This is a genomic window from Chelativorans alearensis (assembly GCF_010993735.1).
In the GTDB taxonomy this organism is placed as follows: domain Bacteria; phylum Pseudomonadota; class Alphaproteobacteria; order Rhizobiales; family Rhizobiaceae; genus Chelativorans; species Chelativorans alearense.
The window spans coordinates 15,148-38,408 of the sequence record NZ_WQNI01000003.1; the positions used below are offsets into that span (position 1 = coordinate 15,148).

Sequence of the window (23,261 nt, forward strand, 5' to 3'; positions counted from 1 at the left end):
GCGTATGCCTCGGTAACGGGCGTTGGCGGTCTGACGGTCAGGAAAGCCGCTTTCCGCGCACCTTTCTTATGATGAGAGGGATGGCCGCGACAACGGCAAGCGCGGCAAAGGCGATTGTCAGTTCCGGTGTCACGAGATCGGCAAGGGTGAGGTCGTTCCCCGAGCGGGCCGCCGATATCAGCACGCTCTCCAGCCCGTGCCCGAGATAGGCATAGGCGAAAGTGGCCGGCACGATGCCGAGCGCCGTGGCCGCCACGTAGGTCTTCAGGCGCACGTTGAAGAAGGCGGGGGCGATGTTGATTATCCAGAAGGGAAAGACCGGCGCCAGACGCAGCACCAGCAGATAGCCGAAAGCGCCTTCCTCGAAACCTTGTGCCAGCCGTGCGGCGCGCCCGCTCATCCGCCGTTTCAGGACATCGCCAAGCGCCGTGCGTGCAGCCAGGAACAGCAGCGTCGCGCCGGCGGTGGCGGCGACAACCACCAGCATGCCGCCCAGGAGCCAGCCGAACAGGAAGCCGGCAGTGACCGTGAGCAGCGAGGCGGCGGGAAAGGACGCCGCCACCGCAGCGGCGTAGACGAGGGCGAAAGCCGCTGGCGCCAAAAGGGGATGCGCGGCCACATAAGCTTTCAGCATCTCGCGGCTGTCGGCCAGCGCGGCCAGCGTCAGATACCGATGCCAGCCCATTGCGTAGCCGGCAACGAGCGCCAGGACGACGAGCGCCAGCGGCGCAAAGCGCCACAGGATGCGGCGCTTCTGCGTGTCCGGTCTCTCGCTCACCATGGTCATTCTCGTGCCTTTGCCGAAAGGGCTTGGGCGCTCTACATGACCCTTTCGCTACCCCCGCGCAATCCGCCGCGTCCCATCTCACCGCGTTTTGAGCCTGTTGGCTACCGGCATCACTCTCCCGTGATGACGGCGTGCGGGCGGATTTTTATGCTTGCGGCATGAAAAAAGGCCCGCCTTTCGGCGGGCCCATTTTTTCAGCGAGGCAGGAAATCAGTTGCGCCGCCCATCCAGCGACAGCGCGCCGGCACCCTGGGCCACCAGCACCAGGAAGCCGCCGGCAATCGCCAGGTTCTTGAGAAACTGGGTAAGCTGCATCTGATCGCCGAAATCCAGGTGCGCGATCAACGCCGATGCCACCGTGAAAGCCGCCAGCACAATCGCGGCGATCCGCGTCTTGAAGCCGATGAGCACCGCAAGGCCGCCCAGAAGCTCCACCAGCGCCACCGCCCATGCGGTGAGCACGGGCACGGGAAGGCCGAGGCTGCCGAAATATCCGGCGGTGCCGCCGATATTGGTGAGCTTGCCGAAGCCGGCGAAGATGAAGATCACGGCGATAAGAATACGCCCCAGAAGAAGGAGTGCGCTGTTTGACATTCGGATGGATCCGTCGCTGTTGAGGAAAGGAAGCGGCCACTTACAGGATTTGCGCCAACGTGGATATGGCCACTTTTGTTGACGCAGTGTTTCCACCCGCGCTCCCCCGGGAGGTCTCCGGCGCTGGCCGGAAGGGAATCAGGGCAGAGCGTATTTTTCGACTGGAAGTATCGCCTGTGTCAATCGGCGGGCCTCGCAGCCTGGTAAGGCTCACGCCGTCAGTAGAGGCATGGCGAGGAGCGCGATGCCGCAGGCGGCAAGGACGATGCCGGTGATCCGGGACAGGATGAGGCCGCCGGGCAGGAGTTTCTGAACGAGCACGACCGCCGCCAGCACTGCTACCCAAATCAGGTTCATGACGCCGCCGACGAAGAGCAGGAGCATCAGTATCCAGCAGCAGCCGACGCAATAGGCGCCATGCTCCACCCCCATGCGCAGCGCGCCCAGCCGGCCCGGCCGCATGTGGCGCGGGATCCATTCGAGCGGCGAGCGGCAATGGGCGAGACAGCGGTCCTTCAGCGGTGTCAGTTCGTAGAGCCCGGCGGCGAGGAAGATCGCGCCGGCAAGCATGGTGCTCGTCGCCGCCAGGTGCATGGATACGAGGCCGGCATGGGCGAGCGTCGTCTGCATCGCCGCCGCGGCGAGGGAAAAGGCGCTCCAGATCGCCAGATATCCGGCAACGAAGGCCGCGGTCCGCCCGCCGATCCCGCCCTTCGCGACCCGCTTGCGCTCCAGCGCGGCGAAGAGGAGGATGGTGGGTGCCGCGCTCGGCAGCATCATGCCGACCATCATCACCGCCCACATCAGCGTGACGAGGGTGAAGTTGACGGCGGTGTCCGCCAGCGCGGCGGCCGCCGGCCCCACCGCCGCGGCCAGGCGCCTCGACAGGGCATCCTCGACGTCCATGCCCATCATGCGCCCCGCCAGGCCGTCCATCGTTTCCATCTGCAACGCCAGATGGAGGAGAAACAGCCACGATAAGAGGCAGAGCCCGGCAAGGCTCGCGGCGACGAGAAGACGGTCGCGCGTCAACACGGCTTCGAGCGTCGAGGCGGCCACGATCTCACCTCACTGGATAATGCCGTAGGGGCCCAGATGCAGCATGCAGAAATGGGCGTGGCGGCCGGTCCAGTCGTGTTCGACCGTACTGGTCGTCTTCACGTTGCTGCTCGCATATTCCGCTTCCTTGTATTCGAAGCCGTGCGGAAGCACGACCTTGGCGCGGTGCTCGGCGCCGGTGACGGGATTGCGGATCGGCTCGGCGCTGGCCTCGAGGATACCGGGAATCGAAACGCGCCCGGTCCTGCTCTCCTCATCGGCCTCGAACTCGATCGGCAGGAAAAGCGGCTCATGGACGGTCTCCGTCGTCGCCTTGACGACGTTGAAGATCGTCGCGAACTCCTCTGTCTCCTCGCCGCCGAGGATCTTCAAGAGCGCCTCGCGCTGCTCGGGGCTGGCGCGCTCGTCGACGATCGGCAGAACCTCGCCATGCCCTTCGTGGATGGCACCGGGCCAGGCGAGGATTGCCACCGCCTTAAGCCCGTCGAGCCGCACGTCGCCGAAGTGCCCCTCGTCGACGCGCAAGCCCGCCACCGCGCGGCAATTGCCCCGCGTGGGCGGCGCGTTGAACTGGCAGGGGCACCCCCAGTCGCAGTTGCACATTCCGATTTCCGGTCCCCGGATCATCCAGTCGACATAAGCCATGGCTACCTCCTCATAGATCGAAAGACCTCGGCTTCCGGCTGCCTCCCGAGGCTGAGGCGCGTGCCGGCGAAGACACGCAGCCGTTCACTTCCGGCTCCGGACTACCCCCTTGCCCGTATGATGAAGCATGTTGAACTGGCCGTAGCTGTCCTTCAGGTCGAGTGCGATCGGTCCGGTCGCCTTGGTCGAGGCGCTGCCGATCTCGGCGATCTCGAACTCGATGCCGGCGGGGATGTCGATCCGCACCCGGTGCTCCTCGCCGGTTGCCGGGCTGATGATGGGCCGTCCGCTCGTTTCCAGGATACCGGGGATCGTGGCCCGCGCCGAGCGCTTTTCGTAGTCCACCGCAAAGTCGATCGGCTTGAAGATGGGCTCGTGGACAGTGCTGGACATGGCATGGAAGACCCACCAGTGGGTCGTGGCCTCTTCGGTTTCACCGCCGTGGAGCACGGCTAGCAACGCTTTACGCTGCCTGTCATCCGCGCGTTCATCGATGATGGCCTGCATCGCGCCATCGCCCTCGAAGATGGCCCCCGGCCAGGCGAAGAGCAGCGCCCAGTGAAGGCCGTCGAGGACGACATCGCCGAAATGGCCCCGCTCGATCCGGCCCACTTCCACGCCCTTGCAATCGCCGTGGGTGGGGCGCAGCTCGAACTGGCAGGGGCAGCAATAGTCGCAGTTGCAGTTGCCGAAAGTGCTGGCTTCGATACTCCAGTCTATCATGACGTTCTCCCCAACCTCGGCATCGAGAGCCGCGGCATATACCGCCTCCATGCGGCATTCCCGGGATCAGCTTGGATTCCTTGCCGTCACCATCCAGGAACTCGATTGCATCATGATGCCGTTCGGCTTCTTGAACGGGGCCAAAGCGGCTTTCAGCGCGGCGGTGATCTCGTCGCGGTGCCGTTCGGTCTCTTCGCCGGCCTCGCGGCAGATCTCACCGGCCGGCCCAAGTTCCATCTGCAAGGCGATCGCCTCGTCGGCATCCCGGCCGACCAGAACCTCGGCATCGATACGCTCGAAGGCGATGTCGGTGTAGCCGGCGATCTCGAGCTGCTTGGTGACCACACCGGTATCGGCCATGGAAAACGGGCCGGGGCCGCAGGTGCGCGCATCCTCCCCAGGCGGCGGCAGATAGCGCAGCACCACCTCCTTGGGGATCGCGAGCCAGGGGTTTTCGGCAAGATCGCGCCACACGATCATGGTCATGATGCCGCCGGGCCTGAGGCTCTTGCGCATGTTGCGCAGGCCGGCGACCGGGTTCTCGAAGAACTGGGTGCCGAAGCGCGAGAAGCAGAAATCGTGCACCGGCTCGAAAGGATAGGTCTGCACATCCGCTTCGATGAGCGTGACATTGTCGATGCCTTCCGCCTCAGCATCCTTGCGGCCGTATTCGAGGAAGGCGTCGCAGCAGTCCACCCCGAACACGTGGCCGGTAGGGCCGACGCGCTTGGCGAGCAGGATCGCCGTGTCGCCGAAGCCGCAGCCGGCATCGACCACCCGGTCGCCCTCCCGGACCTCGAGCCTGGGGAACACCTGGGCGCTGTGCAGCGTCAGGCCGTCGACGATGATGTGCTTCCAGCGGAGGAATTTCGGAACGAGGATGTCGTTCCAGAAGTCGATGTACTCGGTTTTGACGAGCTCCGGCTGGACTTTGCTTTCAGCAGTGCTCATGTCGCATCTCCACAAGTGAAACGGACGGCTGCGGAGCGCATGTCCACCGGGCACGATAGGCGCGGCAGATTCCAGGCAGAACACCCCAAAAGGTCGGCCCGCCTCCTTCTTCCGATGGATGGGTCCTCATTTTCGTTGACCCGGCGCCTTGCCAGTGCGCGCTGGCTTCCCGCCATCCGCGGCTCCGCCAGTATAGACCGGTTCATCGTTTCATGGAATCGATGGACCGGTCTAACCCTTGGCTTTGTCGCAATTCCGGACGGAAACCATTTTTCTGGCTACCCGCGCCCGCGGCTCATGCCGGGGAGATCATCTTCTCCGGCCGCACGAGCCTGTCGTAGTCTTCCTCCGAGACGAGGCCGCTCTTCAGCGCCTCCTCGCGCAGGGTCGTGCCTTGTCGGTGCGCGGTCTTGGCGATCTTGGCCGCGTTGTCGTAGCCGATCGCCGGCGCCAGCGCTGTGACCAGCATCAGCGAGCGCTCAAGCCCGGCCTTGATGTTGTCCTCGCGCGGCTCGATGCCGACAACGCAGTTGTCGGTGAAGGAGACCGCCGCATCGGCCATCAGCCGCACCGACTGCAAGAAGTTGTAGGCCATCACGGGGTTGTAGACGTTGAGCTCGAAATGGCCCTGGCTGCCGGCGAAGGTGAGCGCGGCGTGGTTGCCGAAGACCTGCACGCAGACCTGGGTCAGCGCCTCGCACTGGGTCGGGTTGACCTTGCCCGGCATGATGGAGGAGCCCGGCTCGTTTTCCGGCAGCGCCAGCTCGCCCAGCCCCGAGCGCGGGCCGGAGCCGAGGAAACGGATGTCGTTGGCGATCTTGAAGAGCGAGGCGGCCACAGTGTTGATCGCGCCGTGGGAGAAGACCATCGCGTCGTGCGCGGCCAGCGCCTCGAACTTGTTGGGCGCGGTGGTGAAGGAAAGGCCGGTGATGGCGGCGATGCGCGCTGCCACCTTTTCGGCGAAACCGACCGGTGCGTTGAGGCCGGTGCCCACCGCCGTGCCGCCCTGGGCAAGCTGCATCAAGCCGGGCAGGGTGCTTTCGATGCGGGCGATGCCGTTTTCCACCTGCGCCGCATAGCCGGAGAATTCCTGGCCGAGGGTCAGCGGTGTGGCATCCTGCGTGTGCGTGCGGCCGATCTTGATGATGTGATCCCAGGCCTTCGCCTTGGCGTCGAGCGCGCCATGCAGCTTTTTCAGCGCCGGAAGGAGGCGGTGCGAGATCTCCTCCGCGCAGGCGATATGCATGGCGGTCGGGTAGGTGTCGTTGGACGACTGGCTCATATTGACGTGGTCGTTGGGATGGACCGGCTTCTTCGAGCCTTTCTCTCCCCCCAGCATCTCGATCGCCCGGTTGGAGATCACCTCGTTGGCGTTCATGTTCGACTGGGTGCCGGAGCCCGTCTGCCAGACGACGAGCGGGAAGTGCTCGTCGAGCTTGCCGTCGATCACCTCTTGCGCGGCCTCGGTGATGGCCTTGCCGAGCGCGGGGTCGAGCCGGCCGAGCTCCATGTTGGCTTCCGCCGCCGCACGCTTGACGATGCCGAGCGCGCGCACGATGGGCAGGGGCTGCTTCTCCCAGCCGATCCTGAAGTTGCCGCGCGAGCGCTCCGCCTGCGCGCCCCAATAGCGATCCTCGGGCACCTCGATCGGGCCGAACGTATCGGTTTCAGTGCGGGTCGTTGTCATGCGGTACCTCCATTTTCGGCGCGTCGAGGACGGGAGCTTAATGACGCGAGTGCGGCCGATTTGCAATGGCATGCCCTTAAGGGAAAAGCGAAGGGCCAACCCTGTTCGTGGCAGGTGGGCGCGCGCCATCCTCGCCACGCCCGGTTTTCACCGTCTGGCCATTTCAAAGAACCCACCCTTCGGTGAGGGTGGTGGGAAGACGGGCGGCCAAAGTGTCGCCAGTCAAATTATTTTCGCGACCCTCGGGCCGCCCGTCCGGCGTTCTTAAGTCTCCGCCCGTTCCGCTTCCACGAAGCCGGATCCGGAAGGCTTTGAGCCTCCCACGACAGGGCGCTCCGCGCCCCCGTCTTTCCGGCTCCCTTTTAAAGTGCACCGTCCGGCACGCGCCGCCCGTAGTGGCGGCAGGGGAACCCTTGGGCGGAGCCTCCCCGGGCCGGCCGCCACGTTAGCGGCCCGCCGGAGGCGCCGGCCCCTCCCCGCGAGACCGCCGTCGCGATCCACGTTCCCGCGGGAGGGACGGGGAGCATGATAGGAGCAGCTTGGGCAGCGGGGATAAAATGCGCGGTTGGGCGGGGCAAAAAATGATAAGCGATTGTTTTGGAACGAATGTTTTTTTGAGGGGCGGGAATTTATCCCCGTGGATGCCGGCCCCCTCTTGCATGTTCAGTTTGGCTCGAATCGGTAAGGATCAGAGCCAAACTGAACATACAAGAGGGGGCAATGCGCCGGCTTGTCCGGCGGCCGTGCTCGCGGGTAGTAGGGCCTTGTGCGCAAACGAGAAAGGGCGCCGCGAGGGCGCCCTTTCCGTAGGTGGTGATCGGTGGAGCTTTCTTAGAAGCCCATGCCGCCCATGCCGCCCATGTCGCCGCCGGGCATCGCGGGAGCCGCTTCCTTCTTCGGAAGCTCGGCGACCATGGCCTCGGTGGTGACGAGGAGGCCGGCAACCGACGCGGCATCCTGCAGTGCGGTGCGGACCACCTTCATCGGGTCGACGATGCCCATGGCGATCATGTCGCCATACTCGTCGGCCTGGGCGTTGTAGCCGAAGGTGGCGCCGCTGTTCTCGAGGATCTTGCCGGCGACGATCGAGGCTTCCGCACCGGCGTTGGCGGCGATCTGTCGTGCCGGAGCCTGGACGGCACGGCGCACGATGTTGACGCCCGCATCCTGGTCGGCGTTCTCGCCCTTCACCTTGATGGCGGCGGAAGCACGCAGGAGGGCGACGCCGCCGCCCGGCACGATGCCTTCCTCGACCGCTGCGCGCGTGGCGTTGAGCGCATCGTCGACGCGGTCCTTCTTCTCCTTCACCTCGACCTCGGTCGCACCGCCGACGCGGATCACGGCCACGCCACCGGCGAGCTTGGCCAGCCGCTCCTGCAGTTTCTCGCGGTCGTAATCGGAGGTGGTCTCCTCGATCTGCTGCTTGATCTGGCCGACGCGGCCTTCGATCTCGGCCTTCTGGCCGGCGCCGTCGACGATGGTCGTGTTCTCCTTGGTGATGGAGACTTTCTTGGCGCGGCCCAGCATGTCGAGCGTGACGTTCTCGAGCTTGATGCCGAGGTCTTCGGAGATCACCTGGCCACCCGTCAGGATGGCGATGTCCTCGAGCATGGCCTTGCGGCGGTCGCCGAAGCCCGGTGCTTTGACGGCGGCGATCTTCAGGCCACCACGCAGCTTGTTGACGACGAGCGTGGCAAGCGCCTCGCCCTCGACGTCCTCGGCGATGATGACGAGCGGCCTGGACGACTGCACGACGCTCTCCAGAACCGGCAGCATGGCCTGCAGGTTGGACAGCTTCTTCTCGTGCAGGAGGATGTAGGCGTCCTCGAGCTCGGCCACCATCTTCTCGGCATTGGTGACGAAGTAGGGGGAGAGGTAGCCGCGGTCGAACTGCATGCCCTCGACCACTTCCAGCTCGGTCTCGGCGGTCTTGGCCTCTTCGACCGTGATCACGCCTTCATTGCCGACCTTCTGCATCGCCTCGGCGATCATCTGGCCGACTTCCTTCTCGCCGTTGGCGGAGATGGTGCCGACCTGGGCAACCTCTTCCGAGGTCTTGATCTTGGTCGAGGCCTTGGCGAGGTAGTCGACGACCTCGGCAACGGCGAGATCGATGCCGCGCTTCAGGTCCATCGGGTTCATGCCGGCGGCAACCGCCTTGGCGCCTTCCTGCACGATGGCCTGGGCGAGAACCGTGGCCGTCGTGGTGCCGTCACCGGCGATGTCGTTGGTCTTCGAGGCCACTTCGCGCACCATCTGGGCGCCCATGTTCTCGAACTTGTCCTCGAGCTCGATCTCCTTGGCGACGGTCACGCCGTCCTTGGTGATGCGCGGTGCGCCGAAGGACTTGTCGAGCACGACGTTGCGGCCCTTGGGACCGAGGGTGACCTTCACCGCGTCGGCGAGGATGTTGACGCCGCGCAGCATGCGCTCGCGCGCGTCACGGGAGAATTTTACTTCTTTTGCAGCCATATTTCTCTAGCTCCTGGGCGTGCGAAGCAGCCCTGTTACCATTTCGTTTCGAATAGCGGTGGTTAGGCAATCACACCCATGATGTCGGACTCCTTCATGATCAGGAGATCCTCGCCATTGAGCTTGACTTCCGTGCCGGACCACTTGCCGAAGAGGACGCGGTCGCCTTCCTTGACGTCCAGCGGCACGAGCTTGCCGCTCTCGTCACGCGCGCCGGAGCCGACGGCGAGAATCTCGCCTTCCTGCGGCTTCTCCTTGGCAGTGTCGGGAATGATGATCCCCCCCGCCGTCTTCTCCTCGGATTCGACCCGGCGAACGACCACACGGTCATGAAGCGGGCGAAAATTCGTCTTGGCCATGTTCTGAACCCTTGATTGCGACGATGAAATAGGTTTCTTCTCCCCCCGGTCGGGCGGAGCGTCGTTAGCACTCCCCGATAGAGAGTGCTAACAGGGGCCCAAATAATTTGGATGCCCTTAAGAGTCAAGCGAGGGGGCCGGCGGAATGGCACAGATCAGCGGCGCCGCGGCCGACCGGCCTCTTCTCGGCATTGCCCTTATGATCGGCTTCTGCGTGTTCGCGCCCATGAATGACGCTGCCGCCAAGGTGGTTGGCGCGACGATCCCGCTCATCGAACTTCTCCTCGTGCGCTTCGCCGTGCAGGCTCTGCTCGTCCTGCCGCTTGTCGCCTGGAGCGGGCGCAGCATCGCGCTGACCCCGCGTCTCCTGAGGCTCACGGCTGTCCGCACGGTCCTTCAGATTCTGGGCCTCGGCGCATTTTTCACGGCGCTGCGCTTCCTGCCGCTCGCCGATGCGGTGGCGATCGCCTATGTCATGCCTTTCATTCTGCTCATGCTCGGCCGCATGGTGCTGAAGGAGGAGGTCGGCCCGCGGCGCCTTTTCGCCTGTGCGGTGGGCTTCGCCGGCACGCTGCTCGTCATTCAGCCGAGCTTCGCCGTGGTCGGGCTGCCGGCGTTCCTGCCGCTTGCCGTCGCCGTGATCTTCGCCCTTTATATCCTTGTCACGAGGCAGGTGGCGCGGGAGGCCGATCCCATCGCGCTCCAGGGTGCCAGCGGCCTGATGGGCACGATCGGGCTGGCGGCCGTCTTTGCGATGACGGTCGGTGCCGACCTGCCGGGCCTGGGCTTTGTGATGCCGAATGGCGGCGAGATGGCGCTGCTTGGGGCCGTCGGCATCCTGGGCACGCTCTCGCATCTCCTGATGACGTGGTCGCTGCGCTTCGCGCCGTCGGCAACGCTGGCGCCGATCCAGTATCTGGAGATACCCTTCGCCACGCTGATCGGCTGGCTCGTCTTCCGCGACCTGCCCAATGGGCTGGCCGCGATCGGCATCGCCGTCGTCATGGCCGCGGGCCTCTACATCGTCTACCGCGAGCGGCTCGTGGCGGAGCCGGTTTCCCAGGAGGGTTGAACGGCTCAGTGCCGACCGACCGGGGCTCCAGCCACCCCAGGCCTAAGCCGGCCGCCGGAAGCGCTGCCGCTCCGCCTCCACCTCCGTCCGCATTGCGCAGCCTTCGATATGGTCGTTGACGAGGCCCATGGCCTGCATGAAGGCGTAGACGGTGGTGGGGCCGACGAAGGTCCAGCCGCGCTTCTTCAGGTCTTTGGAGACGCGTGTCGAGACCTCGGTCTTGCCGAGCGTGCGGAGCGTTGCGTAGTCGAGCTTTTCCGGCCGCTCTTCCAGCCCCGGCTCATGGCGCCAGAAATAGCGCGCGAGCGAGCCTTCCTGCTCGCACAGTTCGATGGCGCGGCGCGCATTGTTGATGGTGGAGCGGATCTTGCCGCCGTGGCGAACGATGCCGGCATTACCTAGAAGCCGCTCCACATCCTCTTCGGTAAAGCGCGCCACCTGTTCGAAGTCGAAGCCGGCGAAGGCTTCGCGGAAGTTCTCCCGCTTGCGCAGGATCGTCAGCCACGACAGGCCGGACTGGAACCCCTCAAGGCACAGCTTCTCGAAGAGCCGCTTGTCGTCCACCACGGGCCGGCCCCACTCGTTGTCGTGATAGGCCAGATAGTCCGGCAGGTTGGCATGCCAGAAGCAGCGCGTCTTGCCGTCCGCCCCTTCGATCAGGCCTGTTTTTTCTTCGCTCATGCTGTCGGTTCCCATTGGTTAAGCGTACAACCACCGGTTTAATAAGCCGTTCACCAACCTTCTGAACCCGGCGGTAACCACTCCGAATGGTTTTGCCGAAATATCGCATTTTAGGAAGCCCGATTCACCATTTGCTCGCTCGTCTGGTGCAGCATCCTGACAGACGGGGCGTGTGAGCCGCTTTTTGCGGGAGCCGCCCGTTCCCGTCAGAGCCGGTAGCCGCCAGGTCTGAATGTGCAAATGGCCAGCAACAGAGAGTGTAGTCGATGAAGTTCTTTTCAAGCGCAGCCGGCGCGATCGTCTTGCTGCTTCTTCCCCTCGGCGCTGAGGCGCAGAACCGCTATGTGGAGCCGCCGCCGGTTCTCGTCAGCCCCGACCTTTCCGCCCCCTGGGTGCTGCAATTGCGCCAGGGACAGCCTGTCCCGCGGCAGCGGCAGGCCCGGCCGCGCCAGGAACAATGGCGCACGGTGGAACGCCCGGCCGAGCGGCAGCCGGTTGCCCAGTACAGAAACGCGCAGCGCCTGTCGCCGCGGGCCGAGCCGTCGGTGCGCACGGCGGCCATCGCGCCGAAGCCGCGGCCGCTGTCCGATCTCAGCCTCGATCCGAAGTTCCTGCCGCAGGACGTGGCCTATGACGGGCCGCACAAGCCCGGCACCCTCGTCATCGATACCAGTGAGCGTTTTCTTTATCACGTGCTCGAAGGCGGCAAGGCGCGCCGCTACGGCGTCGGCGTCGGCAAGGAAGGCTTTGCATGGAAGGGTACGCAGAAGGTCTCGCAGAAGCGCGAGTGGCCCGACTGGCGCCCGCCGGCCGAGATGATCGCGCGCGAGAAGAAGAAGGGCCGCATCCTGCCCGTCCACATGAAAGGCGGCGAGCGGAACCCGCTGGGCGCGCGCGCCCTCTATCTCGGCTCCACGCTCTACCGCATCCACGGCACCAACGCGCCATGGACCATCGGCCAGGCCGTATCGTCGGGCTGCATCCGCATGCGCAACGAAGATGTGATCGAACTCTATGAGCATGTTCCCGTAGGGGCAAAGGTCGTGGTAATCTGATTCTATCGAACGGGGGACGGGCCGGCCGGACCGTGCCGGAACGTCGGGGAAGGCGGCGCCTTGAGGGAGGCGCCGCCTTTTCCTTTATGCCTGGACTCTTTGTTTTGTCGCAATTCCGGACGGAAAACCGGTTTCCACTTTTCCTGGAATTGCTCTACTCCGCGGCGACGGCCATCGGCCTTGCTTCGGGGATACAAGCGGGCTTCGGCCCGCCATAGGCCCAGTCGATGAGCTCCACCGTGTGTACGACGGGCAGATTTGAGCCCGAGGCGATCTGTGTGATGCAGCCGATGTTTCCGGTGGCGACCGCCTCGGCGCCCGTGGCCTCGATGTTCCTCACCTTGCGGTCGCGCAGGCGCCGGGCGATCTCGGGCTGCAGGATATTGTAGGTGCCGGCCGAGCCGCAGCACAGATGCCCCTCGCGCGGCTCCCTGACGATGAAGCCGGCCCGCGTGAGCAGTGCCCTCGGCTGGCGCGTGATCTTCTGCCCGTGCTGCATGGAGCAGGCGGAATGGTAGGCGATGTCCAGCCCCGGCCGGATATCGGGCTCCGGCAGGTCGAGCTCGGCCAGATACTCGGTGATGTCCTTGGCAAGGGCCGAGACCCGCGCCGCCTTTTCCGCATAGCCGGGGTCGAGCCGCAGCATATGGCCGTAGTCCTTGATGGTCGTGCCGCAGCCCGACGCCGTGATGAGGATGGCGTCGAGCCCGCCCTCCTCGACGGCGCGCGTCCAGGCGTCGATATTCTTCCGTGCGAAATCGAGCGCTTCTTCCTCGCGCCCCATATGGTGCACCAGAGCGCCGCAACAGCCTTCCCCCTCGGGTGCCACCACCTCGATGCCGAGCCGCGTGAGCAGCCGGACCGTTGCCGCGTTTATGCCCGGATCCAGCACGGATTGGGCGCAGCCCGCCAAAAGCGCTACGCGCCCGCGCGGCGCTCCCTCCGGCAGGGCTGCCGGCGCGGCGGCGGCCGGTGGCATGGTGTCCGGTGCCAAGGCCAGCATGGCGGCCACCGGCTTCAACCCCGGCAGTGCGCGCATGAGCGGTGCGAAGGGCCGACCAAGCCTTGCGAGCCTCAGCGCCAGACGGAAGCGGCCGGGATAGGGCAGCACGCGCGCGAGCGCTGCCCGCGTCAGCCGGTCGAGGAGCGGCCGGCGGTATGTCTTTTCGATATGCGCCCGCGCATGGTCGACCAGATGCATGTAGTTCACGCCCGAGGGGCACGTCGTCATGCAGGAAAGGCACGACAGGCAGCGGTCGATATGCGTTACCGTCTCGCGGTCCGCCGGCCGCCCGTTCTCCAGCATCTCCTTGATGAGATAGATGCGCCCGCGCGGGCTGTCGAGCTCGTTGCCGAGCTCGACATAGGTCGGGCAGGTGGCCAGGCAGAAGCCGCAATGCACGCACTTGCGCAGGATCGTCTCCGAATGGGCGACCTGCGGTTCGGCCAGCTGCTCGGGCGTGAAGTTTGTCTGCATGTGTCGCTACAAAATCCAGCTTTCGGGATTCCTGATCGGCTCGCCGCGGCCTACCGCCTGCAGGCCGATGATGATGCGTATGATGGCCCAGATGGCAACCGCCAGCAGGAGCAGGAAGCCGATGCCGACCACCATGAGGATTGCCGAGACGAGGCCGAAAAGAAGCCCGATCCAGAATGTGCGGATGGCCCAGGTGTAGTGGGTCTCGATCCATTCATCCGACTTGCCGCGATTCATATAGGCGATCACGATACCCACCAGTGCTGAGATGCCGATGACGAACCCGACCAGATAGAGAATGTAGATCACCTGGATGTTGGTCGCTCCCGGGTCCAGCCATCCTTCGGCTTTACGTGGCGGGGTTTGCTGCGGGTTTGGCTCGCTCATTGTCGTCTCCCGATTTGGTCGTCTCCCAACTTGAATGGCGCGGCCACTCTATCACGCGCTCACGCGACCGCCATCCGACCCGGATTGAGGATGCCCTTCGGGTCGAACTGTTCCTTGAGCCGCGCGGCAAGCGCGGCGAGTGCGGCCGGCTGCGGCTGGAACACGGCAAGGGCGGCCCTGACGGCAGGCGTGGCACGCACCAGCGTCGCATGCCCGCCGCCGAAATGGCCGATCAGCCCACGCAGGACCTCCGCCTCCGGCTCCGCCTCCATGCGCAGCCATATGAGCCCGCCCTGCCAGTCGTAGAATGCGTTGGCGCCGGCCGCCCGGCGGAAAGCGTCGACCATCCTGTGGCCTTGCGTCGGCGCCATGGAAACGCGCCACACCGGCGCCTCCGTCCCGTCCGCGAAGGGCCGGCAGTCGCGAATCTCCCGCCACAGGGGCCGCGATTCCTCCTCTTCGATCACCTCAGCCGCCCCATGCGGCTTCATGAGCCGTGTCAGAAGGTCGATGCGATAGGCGACGGACGGGCCGACGCCCTCGATGCGCAGGACGGTCTTCGCGCTGCCCGAAAGCCCGCCTTTCGCGAACCGCCCCACAACGCCCTCCGGCAGGTGCGCGGCACCCGAGACCTCGGCGCTGGAACCCATCGCCTCGGCCATGGCGGCGGCCGCTTCCGCGTCGTCGAGGCCGGTGACGGCAAGCGTCTTCTCGGTTTCCGCCGCCGGCAGCACCTTGAACGTGACATCCGTCACCACCGCCAGCGTGCCCCAGGACCCGGCAAGCCCCTTGGAAAGGTCGTAGCCGGTAACGTTCTTCACCACGCGCCCGCCGGACTTGAAGACTTCCCCGCGGCCCGAGACCGCGAGCACCCCGAGCACGTGGTCGCGCGCCGCCCCCGCCTTGATGCGGCGCGGGCCGGAGAGGTTCGCGGCAAGCGTCCCGCCGATGGTGCCGCATCCGGGCTTGAGCCCGAGCAGTGGGCAGTAGTCCATCGGCTCGAAAGCGAGTTGCTGGTTGTGCTTTGCCAGCAGCGCCTCGATCTCGGCCAGCGGCGTTCCCGCCTTGGCCGAAAGTACCAGCTCTTCCGGTTCGTAGAGCGCGACGCCGGAAAGCTTCGACAGGTCGAGGACGTGCTCGGTCTGCACGGGGCGGCCGATGCCGCGCTTGGAGCCGTGGCCGAGGATCTCCAGCGGGGTTTCCTCGGATACGGCCCAGCGGACGATGTCGAGGACTTGGGGCGCGGTTTGGGGGGTGAAGGTGGTCATGCAAATTCGCTGGCATGTTGAGCAGGCATGCCCATTGCGCTTAGGCGTGCAACCGCCTTGCGGTCGAATGAGACGAAGGTCTCGCCGCCCAAAGACAGACCCGCCGCAGCAATCACGCCGTCAGCGAAATCGCCACCTGCATCGAGAATACGCAGACCGGCTGTCACCGCAGCTGTGTCGGTCGTGACATTTCCCCTTTCCATGATCATGCGAACCGACATAGCTATCTTGTCGCGAGACAGGCGATAGATTCTGTCAAGAACCCAGACGAATTCGCAGAAGCAGGGCAAGGAGACAGCAACCGCCTCCGCGCCTGCCAGGAGTTTGAGGGCTGTTCGCGCCTGAGCCTCATCGTCACGGACGACAATCCGCACCAGCAGATTTGTGTCGGCCGTAACCTTCATTTCAAGCCAGCCCAACCTTTGGCAATCGCCTCGTTCATTTCTTCAATCGTAGCAACCTTGTCGGTCTCGCCGGCGAGGATACCGAAGACGTCCTCCCAGCCGCCCTCCTGCCGGACGGCTCGGACCGCCAATTGCCCTCCCGGCATGGGGTCCACTTCGATTTTCTGCCCCGGCTTAACGCCGAGGTGCTGGAGCAGTTCCTTCTTCAATGTCACCTGTCCTTTGGACGTTACCGTGAGTGTCGTCATCGTTGCGCTTCCATTGTGTACACGCTTGAAGGTAAGGCAATAATTCCTTACCTTCAAGCGTGTGCACGACGCTTCCTATCGATGATCACCTGCGCTTCGTCCATCACCTGCCGATGCGGCGTTGCCGGGCACGCGTCGGCCAGCGCTTCATGAACCTTTTTGGAACCATTCGTCATAGGCTTGTTCATCGGCCATCAGACATTGCCTCTCCCTCAAAACCTCTCCAGCTCCGGAAACGGCATCTGCCCCCGGTGTATATGCATCCTGCCGAGTTCGGCGCAGCGATGCAGCTGCGGGAACATCTTGCCGGGGTTGAGCAGGTGGTTCGGGTCGAAGGCGCATTTGACGCGGATTTGCTGGTTCAAATCGTCCTCGGTGAACATCTCCGGCATCAGGTCGCGCTTTTCCACGCCCACCCCATGCTCGCCGGTAAGCACCCCGCCTACCGCGACACACAGGCGCAGGATGTCGGCGCCGAAGTCTTCCGCCTTCTCCAGTTCGCCCGGCTTGTTGGCGTCGTAGAGGATGAGCGGGTGCAGGTTTCCATCGCCGGCGTGGAAGACGTTGGCGACCTTCAGGCCGTATTTCTCCGAGAGTTTCCGCATGCCGGAGAGCACGCGCGGCAGTTCCTTGCGGGGGATGGTGCCGTCCATGCAGTAATAGTCGGGCGAGATGCGCCCGACGGCGGGGAAGGCGGCCTTGCGGCCGGCCCAGAAGGTCAGCCGCTCCTCGTCGGAGTGGGAAACGCGGCTCGTCGTGCAGCCATTCTTCGCCGCGATGTCCTCCACCCGTTCGATCAGGTGGTCCACCTCGGCCTGCGGGCCGTCGAGCTCGACGATCAGGAGCGCTTCCACGTCGAGCGGGTATCCGGCATGGACGAAGTCCTCCGCCGCGTGGATCGCCGGCTTGTCCATCATCTCCATGCCGCCGGGGATGATGCCGGCGCCGATGATGTCGGCCACGCATTGCCCGGCCTCTTCGCTCGACGGGAAGCCGATGAGCATGGCGCGCGCCGTCTCCGGCTTCTGCAGGATGCGCACCGTCACCTCGGTGACGACGCCCAGAAGGCCCTCGGAACCCGTCATCAGGCCCAGGAGGTCGTACCCTTCGGCATCGAGGTGCTTTCCGCCGAGGCGGATCACCTCGCCGTTCATCAGCACCATCTCGATGCCGAGGATGTTGTTGGCCGTGAGCCCGTATTTCAGGCAGTGCACGCCGCCCGAATTCTCCGCCACGTTACCGCCGATGGAACAGGCGATCTGCGAGGAGGGGTCGGGGGCGTAGTAGAAGCCGGCGTGTTCGACCGCCTGGGTGATGCCGAGATTGGTCACGCCCGGCTGCGCCACCACCGCGCGGTTGGGAAAATCGATGTCAAGGATGCGGTTGAAGCGGCTCATGACGAGGAGCACGGCATCTTGAAGCGGCAGCGCCCCGCCCGACAGCGAGGTGCCGGAGCCGCGCGGCACCACGCGGATGTTGCGCTCGTGGCAATATTTCAGGATGCGCGAGACCTGGGCCACCGTTTCGGGGAGCACGACGACCAACGGCACCTGGCGATAGGCGGTCAGCCCGTCGCTCTCGAAGGCGCGCATTTCGCGGTCGGCCGCCACGACGCCCTCGCCGGGCACGATGATGCGCATGTCGGCGACGATCTCGTCGCGCTTCTTCAGGGTTGCCGTATCGGGCTTGGGCATATGCGGTCCGGACATGGAACGCGTCCTTGTGGTAAAATGAATCTACCGGGTCTCCAGCGGTATGTACAAATGATACACTGCCGACAGGCGAAAGCCGCTGCTTTTCGCGCGACCTTGCTGGAAATTGGTTAAAACATTTGACCAATCTTCGTCAATGCCGTTAGATGGCGGCCGCTAGATTGCGCCGAGCAGCCAAAAGGCCGGTTTCGCCCGTGAACACCATCTATTCCAGGATAGAGCATGCCCGCACGGCCGATGCCGTGGTGCGCCAGATCGAGGGGTTGGTCCTCGAGGGTGTGCTGCGCGACGGCGACCGGCTGCCGGGCGAGCGCGAGCTGGCGGCTGAGATGGACGTCTCCCGCCCCATCCTGCGCGACGCGCTGAAGGCGCTGGAGGCAAGGGGCCTTCTCGTCACCCGCCAGGGCGGCGGCACGCATGTGGCCAACATCGTCGGCGAGGTGTTCGCCAAGCCCATGCGCGAATTGATCGCCACCCATCCCAAGGCCACCGCCGACTATCTGGAATACCGCCGCGAGATCGAGGCCGTCGCCGCCGAAATGGCCGCCCGGCGGGCGACGGAGGCCGACAAGGCGCTGCTCGCCGGCATCATCGACCGCATGGAGCACGCGCACGCGACCGCCGATTTCGAGACGGAGGTGGAGATCGACGTCGAGTTCCACAACGCCGTCGGCGAGTGCGCGCACAATTTCGTGCTCCTCCACACGCTGCGCTCCTGCTATCGGCTCCTGGCCGACGGCGTCTTCTACAGCCGCGCCCGCATCTACGATCTGCCCGGCGCGCGCGAGGAGCTGCTTGCCCAGCACCGAGCGATCTATGAGGCGATCCGCGACGGCGAACCGGCTGTCGCGCGCAAGGCGGCGATTGCCCACATCGCCTATGTCGAAAAGGCAAGCGCAGAGGCCGAGCGCACCGGCGAGTGGGAACGCATTGCCAAGCTTCGCCTGCACCAGCGCTCCACGGAGCGCGCTGGGCGCAGGCAAACCCGACGGTCCGCCGCGGCCGGTTCATGAACAGGCCGGCTCATTGAACAGGAAAGCGCATTGAGACAAGAAACGCTGAAACGGCCGCGCGTCGGCCTCTTCGTGACCTGCCTGGTCGATCTCTTCCGCCCCACCGTCGGCTTTGCCTCCGTGAAGCTCCTGGAGGAGGCCGGCTGCGAGGTCGAGGTGCCCATGGCGCAGACCTGCTGCGGGCAGCCAGCCTACAACTCCGGCGACCGCGACGACACCATTGCCATCGCCAGGAACACCATCGAGACCTTCGAGGAGTTCGACTACATCGTCGCTCCCTCCGGCTCCTGTGCTGGCATGCTGAAGAAGCATTATCCGGCGCTTTTCAAGGGCGGTGCCTGGGAGGAGCGCGCCGCCGCCTTCTCGGCCAAGGTGCACGAACTGATGAGCTTTCTCGTCGACGTCATGGGCATGGAGGCTGTGAGCGCGGCGCACGAGGGCAGCGTCACCTACCACGATTCCTGCTCGGGCCTGCGCGAGCTCAATATCCGCGAGCAGCCGCGCCGCCTGCTTGGCTCGGTCTCAGGGCTCAAGCTCAAGGAACTGAAGGATGCGGACGTATGCTGCGGCTTCGGCGGCACGTTCTGCGTCAAATATCCCGACATTTCCAACAAGATCGTCGAGGAGAAGGCGGTCAACATCAAGGCCTCCGGTGCCGAGACGCTGCTTGCCGGCGACCTCGGCTGTCTGATGAACATGGCCGGCAAGCTGCAGCGCCAGGGCGCCGACATAAAGGTGCGCCACGTGGCGGAGGTGCTGGCCGGCATGGACGACGGCCCGGCCATCGGCGGGGGAGGGCGCTGATGCAGATCACATCCCCCGCCTTCAAGGCGAACGCGCGCGGCGCGCTCGCCGACCCGCACCTGCAGGAGGCGCTCGGCCATGTGCGCTCGGGCTTCATCGACAAGCGCCAGAAGGCGGTCGACGCCCTGCCGGAGTTCGACGCGCTGCGCGATTCCGCCCGTGCCATCAAGGATCACACGCTCGCCCACCTCGACCTTTATCTCGAGGCCTACGAGGAGAAGGTGAAGGCAGCCGGCGGCCGCGTGCACTGGGCCGAGACGGCGGAGGATGCCCGCTCTCTCATCCTCGACATCTGCCGCGCCGCCGGCGCCCGCACGGTGACCAAGGGCAAGTCCATGATCACCGAGGAGATCGGCCTTAACGAGTTCTTCGAGAAGGAGGGCATCCGCCCGGTCGAGACCGATCTCGGCGAATACATCATCCAGTTGCGCGGCGAGCATCCGAGCCACATCATCGCGCCGGCCGTGCACTTGACCAAGAACCAGGTGGAGGCCGATTTCCGCCGCGCCCACCACCACCTGCCGCCCACGCGCGACCTCTCCGAACCGGCTTCGCTGCTCAGCGAGGCGCGGGAGGTGTTGCGCGCGGAATATTTCGCCGCCGACGTCGGCATCACCGGCGCCAATTTCCTGGTGGCCGAGACGGGAAGTTCCGTCATCGTCACCAACGAGGGCAACGGCGACCTGACGCAGATCCTGCCGCGCGTCCACATCGTCGTCGCCTCGATCGAGAAGATCGTGCCGACGCTTGCCGACACGAGCCAGATCCTGCGTGTGCTGGCGCGCTCGGCCACCGGCCAGGACATGAGCGTCTACACCACCGTCTCCACCGGGCCGCGCAGGCCGGAAGACCCCGACGGGCCGGAGGAGTACCATGTCGTGCTCCTCGACAACGGCCGCTCGTCCATGCTGGGCACCGAGTTCCAGGACATGCTGCGCTGCATCCGCTGTGGCGCCTGCATGAACCATTGCCCCGTCTATCACGCCGTCGGCGGCCACGCTTACGGCTGGGTCTATCCCGGCCCCATGGGGGCGGTGCTCACGCCTTCGCTCATCGGCGTCGACAAGTCGGGGCATCTGCCGAACGCGTCGACCTTCTGCGGCCGCTGCGAGGCGGTCTGCCCGATGCACATCCCGCTGCCGAAGATGATGCGCCACTGGCGCGAGCGCGAGTTCGCCCGTGGCCTCAACCCGGCGACGCAGCGCTACGGCCTGAAGGCCTGGGCCTTCTTTGCCCGCCGCCCGCGGCTCTACCGGCTGGCGGCCTCGTTCGCCATTCCCGCGCTCTCGGCGTTCGGCGGGGCGCAGCGGCGTTTCCGCTATCTGCCCTTCGCCGGGGGCTGGACGAAGCATCGCGACCTGCCGGCGCCCGAAAGCCGCACCTTCCTGCAGCAATGGCGGAACCGGGAAGCGGATAAGCAGGAGGCACGCACATGAGCGCGCGCGAGGCAATTCTGAACAAGGTCCGCTCTTCCCTCGGCACGGCACCCGGCGAGGCGGCGCGTGCCGAGGTGGTGGCGAAGCGGCTTGCCGATGCGCCGACGGGCGTGGTGCCGGCACGCGGGCAACTGGCCGACAAGGAGCGCATCGCGCTGTTCTGCGGGATGGCCGAGAAGGTGTCCGCGACGATTGACCGGGTGGAGAAGCCCGCCGACGTGCCCGAGGCCGTCTCCGCCTATCTGCGTTCCAGGAACCTGCCGGCCTCCGTGCGCATGGGAGCGGACGAGCGCCTTCGGGAGATGCCGTGGAGTGGCGTGAAATCGCTTGAGGTGAAGTCCGGGCGGGCCGATCCGGAGGACGAGGTGGGCGTCAGCCATGCGCTTGCCGGCGTGGCCGAGAGCGGTACAATCGCCCTTCATTCCGGCGTCGACAATCCGACCACTGTCAATTTCCTGCCGGAACACCACATTGTGGTGGTCGAAGCCAAGGATATCGCCGGCGATCTGGAGACGGTGTTCTCCAGCCTCCGGCAGAAATTCGGCAAGGGGAAGATGCCGCGCACGCTGAACCTCATCACCGGCCCGTCGCGCTCCGCCGACATCCAGCAGACGCTGCTGCTCGGCGCCCACGGTCCACGCGCGCTGCATCTCATCGTCGTTGATGGTGGGTGAGGCGGGCATCCACTTCGAAGATGCGGCCGCGCCGGAGGGCATGCGGCTTTACGCGGTGGGCGACATCCACGGCCGCCACGACCTGATGTCGGAAATGCATCGCCACATCATGGCCGAGATCATGCAGGACCAGCCGTCCGATTGGCGCATCGTATACCTGGGCGACTACGTCGACCGCGGCCCCGCAACGCGCCAGGTGCTGGACTTCCTCTCCCATGCCGTCCGGATGGACCCGCGCATTATCACGCTTGCGGGAAACCACGACATCGGCCTTCTCGACTTCCTCGCGCAGCCCTCGGAGGGTGGCCTGTTCGCCAACAATGGCGGCGAGGCGACCGCGCGTTCCTACGGTGTGGAGCTGGATTTTTTTGCGCACGACGCGCTCCTGCGCGGCCACGCGGCCTTGCGGGACGCGATCCCGGATGAGCACCTCATCTTCCTGCGTGGCCTGAAGCTCTCCGCCACTTTCGGCGATTTCTTCTTCTGCCATGCCGGCATCATGCCGGGCGTGCCGCTTAAGGACCAGTCGCCGGAGGATCTGGTGTGGATTCGCGGGCGCTTCCACAGCTATACCGGGCTCCATCCGAAGCTGATCGTGCACGGCCATACGCCGGCGCCGGCGCCCGAGATCATGCCCAACCGGGTGAACCTCGACACCGGCGCCTTCTACACCGGCCGGCTGACGGCGATGATGTTCGAGGGCAGGCGCAAGCGTCTGATGGAAGTAACGGGGTAGCTATCTGCCGAAGGTGCTGATGCCGTAGCCGTCCGTCGTCCCGAGGGTGTCGGAGGCCGTTGCCGCATAGATGCCAGCGCCGCTTACCGCCACGGCGGTGATCAACAAAAGGGAGAGGACAGTGGCGCGCATCAGGCTCATCTCTTTTTCCGTTCCGCGTTCGAGCATAAGGTTCCACCGGTTACCATTCGGTTCCCGAAGATTCGGCTTGCAGAATTGATGAAGGAAGTTCGTTTCGTTGGTGATAGGCCAATTATCGGGCGTGCCGAAAAACGCAAGGTGCGAGGGGAGATGATGCACCGCTTTGCACGGGCGCTGTCGCCCTCGGGCAACAGTTTCGTCCCTCCGGTGAAACGCTGAACGGCGGGCGCCCCATGCCGCTGCAAAACCGTGTCGACCCCTTCGGCGCAATCCATGCGGTGCCCGCCCGCGGCCTTTTCACCGGCAATCGCGGCGTCATCCACGATCCGGCGACCAGGACGCTGTTTTCCCGCCGATGGACTACCAGGGCCTGGATCGTCTGCGACTGCGCCTTCGGCAACCGGCGGCGCGAGGTGATGGGGAAGAACAGCCGCAGCGGCGGCGCAGGCTGGACCGAACTCTTCTTCCTCGACGAGGTGACGGCGCTCGCCGCCGGCCACCGGCCATGCTTCTATTGCCGGCACGAACGGGCGCTGAGCTTTGCCCGTTGCTTTGCCGGCGGCGAGGGACGGCGGGCGACGGCGCCCGAGATGGATGCCCGGCTGCACAAGGAGCGCCGCGCATCCGGTGGCGCGGTCGTGCCGCTGGAACAAGTGCAACTGCCGGCTTTGCCGGAGGGAACCATGGTCGAATCGGCAGGCCGCGCCTATGCGCTGCGCGGCGGGCGGCTGCTGCCCTGGGCTTTCACCGGCTACGGTGCGCCCCGCGGGACGGACCGTCTGTCCGGCCCCTTCACGCTCATCACCCCGCCGGCTACCGCTGCCGCGCTCGCCAGCGGCTATCGTCCCGTCTGGCACGATACGGCGCGCTCTTGAC

At 65.4% G+C, this 23,261-nt stretch carries 25 protein-coding genes; 8 read left to right on the top strand and 17 right to left on the bottom strand.

Going from position 1 to position 23,261, the window contains the following annotated elements; all coding sequences use genetic code 11:
• Positions 1–37 precede the first annotated feature (37 nt).
• The 9 genes from GPJ75_RS05370 to groES form a co-directional block, all read right to left on the bottom strand.
• Positions 38–781 (bottom strand): TVP38/TMEM64 family protein, encoded by a 744-nt coding sequence (locus tag GPJ75_RS05370; RefSeq protein WP_163265913.1) that lies wholly within the window; start codon positions 779–781, stop codon positions 38–40.
• 216 nt (positions 782–997) lie between these two features.
• Positions 998–1,381: a DoxX family protein gene (locus tag GPJ75_RS05375; protein WP_163265915.1), complete on the bottom strand. Its 384-nt coding sequence runs from the start codon at positions 1,379–1,381 to the stop codon at positions 998–1,000.
• 210 nt (positions 1,382–1,591) lie between these two features.
• Positions 1,592–2,440, bottom strand: coding sequence for a DUF2182 domain-containing protein (locus GPJ75_RS05380; RefSeq protein ID WP_205602469.1), 849 nt, complete (start codon positions 2,438–2,440; stop codon positions 1,592–1,594).
• Positions 2,441–2,449: 9 nt separating this feature from the next.
• The gene (locus GPJ75_RS05385; protein WP_163265917.1) at positions 2,450–3,085 is read right to left on the bottom strand and encodes a DUF1326 domain-containing protein; all 636 of its coding nucleotides are present in this window, start codon (positions 3,083–3,085) and stop codon (positions 2,450–2,452) included.
• 84 nt (positions 3,086–3,169) lie between these two features.
• Positions 3,170–3,859 carry a DUF1326 domain-containing protein gene (locus GPJ75_RS05390; protein ID WP_205602470.1) on the bottom strand — a complete coding sequence of 230 codons (690 nt, stop codon included), beginning with the start codon at positions 3,857–3,859 and terminating at the stop codon, positions 3,170–3,172.
• Between the two features lie 15 nt (positions 3,860–3,874).
• The gene (locus GPJ75_RS05395; RefSeq protein ID WP_163265919.1) at positions 3,875–4,759 is read right to left on the bottom strand and encodes a class I SAM-dependent methyltransferase; all 885 of its coding nucleotides are present in this window, start codon (positions 4,757–4,759) and stop codon (positions 3,875–3,877) included.
• 295 nt (positions 4,760–5,054) lie between these two features.
• Complete coding sequence (fumC, locus tag GPJ75_RS05400; protein WP_163265921.1) at positions 5,055–6,446, bottom strand: class II fumarate hydratase; 1,392 nt, start codon at positions 6,444–6,446, stop codon at positions 5,055–5,057.
• Between the two features lie 831 nt (positions 6,447–7,277).
• On the bottom strand, positions 7,278–8,918 hold the full coding sequence (groL, locus tag GPJ75_RS05405; RefSeq protein WP_163265923.1) for a chaperonin GroEL: 1,641 nt from the start codon (positions 8,916–8,918) through the stop codon (positions 7,278–7,280).
• 62 nt (positions 8,919–8,980) lie between these two features.
• Positions 8,981–9,277, bottom strand: coding sequence for a co-chaperone GroES (gene groES / locus GPJ75_RS05410; protein ID WP_159589654.1), 297 nt, complete (start codon positions 9,275–9,277; stop codon positions 8,981–8,983).
• Between the two features lie 145 nt (positions 9,278–9,422).
• Here groES and GPJ75_RS05415 point away from each other — a divergent pair, with 145 nt between their 5' ends.
• Positions 9,423–10,349 carry a DMT family transporter gene (locus tag GPJ75_RS05415; RefSeq protein WP_163265925.1) on the top strand — a complete coding sequence of 309 codons (927 nt, stop codon included), beginning with the start codon at positions 9,423–9,425 and terminating at the stop codon, positions 10,347–10,349.
• A gap of 42 nt (positions 10,350–10,391) precedes the next feature.
• On the opposite strand, the gene GPJ75_RS05420 is transcribed toward GPJ75_RS05415, so the two are convergent.
• Complete coding sequence (locus tag GPJ75_RS05420) at positions 10,392–11,030, bottom strand: DNA-3-methyladenine glycosylase I (RefSeq protein ID WP_163265927.1); 639 nt, start codon at positions 11,028–11,030, stop codon at positions 10,392–10,394.
• A gap of 266 nt (positions 11,031–11,296) precedes the next feature.
• On the opposite strand from GPJ75_RS05420, the gene GPJ75_RS05425 reads away from it, so the two are divergent.
• On the top strand, positions 11,297–12,085 hold the full coding sequence (locus tag GPJ75_RS05425; protein ID WP_163265929.1) for a L,D-transpeptidase: 789 nt from the start codon (positions 11,297–11,299) through the stop codon (positions 12,083–12,085).
• A 154-nt stretch (positions 12,086–12,239) separates the two neighbouring features.
• On the opposite strand, the gene glcF is transcribed toward GPJ75_RS05425, so the two are convergent.
• The 6 genes from glcF to GPJ75_RS05460 all read right to left on the bottom strand — a co-directional run bounded on the left by glcF (position 12,240) and on the right by GPJ75_RS05460 (position 17,578).
• Positions 12,240–13,562 (bottom strand): glycolate oxidase subunit GlcF, encoded by a 1,323-nt coding sequence (glcF, locus tag GPJ75_RS05430; protein ID WP_163265931.1) that lies wholly within the window; start codon positions 13,560–13,562, stop codon positions 12,240–12,242.
• A gap of 6 nt (positions 13,563–13,568) precedes the next feature.
• Positions 13,569–13,949 (bottom strand): DUF4870 family protein, encoded by a 381-nt coding sequence (locus GPJ75_RS05435; protein ID WP_163265933.1) that lies wholly within the window; start codon positions 13,947–13,949, stop codon positions 13,569–13,571.
• A 59-nt stretch (positions 13,950–14,008) separates the two neighbouring features.
• Positions 14,009–15,217, bottom strand: coding sequence for a glycolate oxidase subunit GlcE (glcE, locus tag GPJ75_RS05440; protein ID WP_163265935.1), 1,209 nt, complete (start codon positions 15,215–15,217; stop codon positions 14,009–14,011).
• Complete coding sequence (locus tag GPJ75_RS05445) at positions 15,214–15,621, bottom strand: type II toxin-antitoxin system VapC family toxin (protein ID WP_163265937.1); 408 nt, start codon at positions 15,619–15,621, stop codon at positions 15,214–15,216. Before GPJ75_RS05445 ends, glcE begins: the two co-directional genes overlap by 4 nt.
• Positions 15,618–15,869 (bottom strand): AbrB/MazE/SpoVT family DNA-binding domain-containing protein, encoded by a 252-nt coding sequence (locus tag GPJ75_RS05450; protein WP_163265939.1) that lies wholly within the window; start codon positions 15,867–15,869, stop codon positions 15,618–15,620. The genes GPJ75_RS05445 and GPJ75_RS05450 overlap by 4 nt, the downstream gene beginning before the upstream one ends.
• Positions 15,870–16,081: 212 nt before the next feature.
• Positions 16,082–17,578: an FAD-linked oxidase C-terminal domain-containing protein gene (locus GPJ75_RS05460; protein WP_163265941.1), complete on the bottom strand. Its 1,497-nt coding sequence runs from the start codon at positions 17,576–17,578 to the stop codon at positions 16,082–16,084.
• Between the two features lie 197 nt (positions 17,579–17,775).
• Between GPJ75_RS05460 and GPJ75_RS05465 the strand changes: the two genes are divergently transcribed.
• The 5 genes from GPJ75_RS05465 to GPJ75_RS05485 are packed head-to-tail and all read left to right on the top strand — an operon-like array spanning position 17,776 to position 22,244.
• Complete coding sequence (locus tag GPJ75_RS05465) at positions 17,776–18,594, top strand: FCD domain-containing protein (RefSeq protein WP_163265943.1); 819 nt, start codon at positions 17,776–17,778, stop codon at positions 18,592–18,594.
• A 30-nt stretch (positions 18,595–18,624) separates the two neighbouring features.
• Entirely contained in the window at positions 18,625–19,398 is a 774-nt protein-coding gene (locus tag GPJ75_RS05470) for a (Fe-S)-binding protein (protein WP_163265945.1), read from the top strand.
• Positions 19,398–20,834, top strand: coding sequence for a LutB/LldF family L-lactate oxidation iron-sulfur protein (locus GPJ75_RS05475; RefSeq protein ID WP_163265947.1), 1,437 nt, complete (start codon positions 19,398–19,400; stop codon positions 20,832–20,834). Before GPJ75_RS05470 ends, GPJ75_RS05475 begins: the two co-directional genes overlap by 1 nt.
• On the top strand, positions 20,831–21,508 hold the full coding sequence (locus GPJ75_RS05480) for a LutC/YkgG family protein (protein WP_163265949.1): 678 nt from the start codon (positions 20,831–20,833) through the stop codon (positions 21,506–21,508). The genes GPJ75_RS05475 and GPJ75_RS05480 overlap by 4 nt, the downstream gene beginning before the upstream one ends.
• Positions 21,498–22,244, top strand: coding sequence for a metallophosphoesterase (locus GPJ75_RS05485; protein ID WP_425483118.1), 747 nt, complete (start codon positions 21,498–21,500; stop codon positions 22,242–22,244). Before GPJ75_RS05480 ends, GPJ75_RS05485 begins: the two co-directional genes overlap by 11 nt.
• On the opposite strand, the gene GPJ75_RS27565 is transcribed toward GPJ75_RS05485, so the two are convergent.
• Positions 22,245–22,376, bottom strand: a complete 132-nt coding sequence (locus GPJ75_RS27565; RefSeq protein ID WP_281354750.1) for a hypothetical protein — start codon at positions 22,374–22,376, stop codon at positions 22,245–22,247. It lies immediately after the preceding gene.
• Positions 22,377–22,618: 242 nt separating this feature from the next.
• Between GPJ75_RS27565 and GPJ75_RS05495 the strand changes: the two genes are divergently transcribed.
• Positions 22,619–23,260, top strand: a complete 642-nt coding sequence (locus GPJ75_RS05495) for a hypothetical protein (protein ID WP_163265953.1) — start codon at positions 22,619–22,621, stop codon at positions 23,258–23,260.
• Position 23,261: the final 1 nt, after the last annotated feature.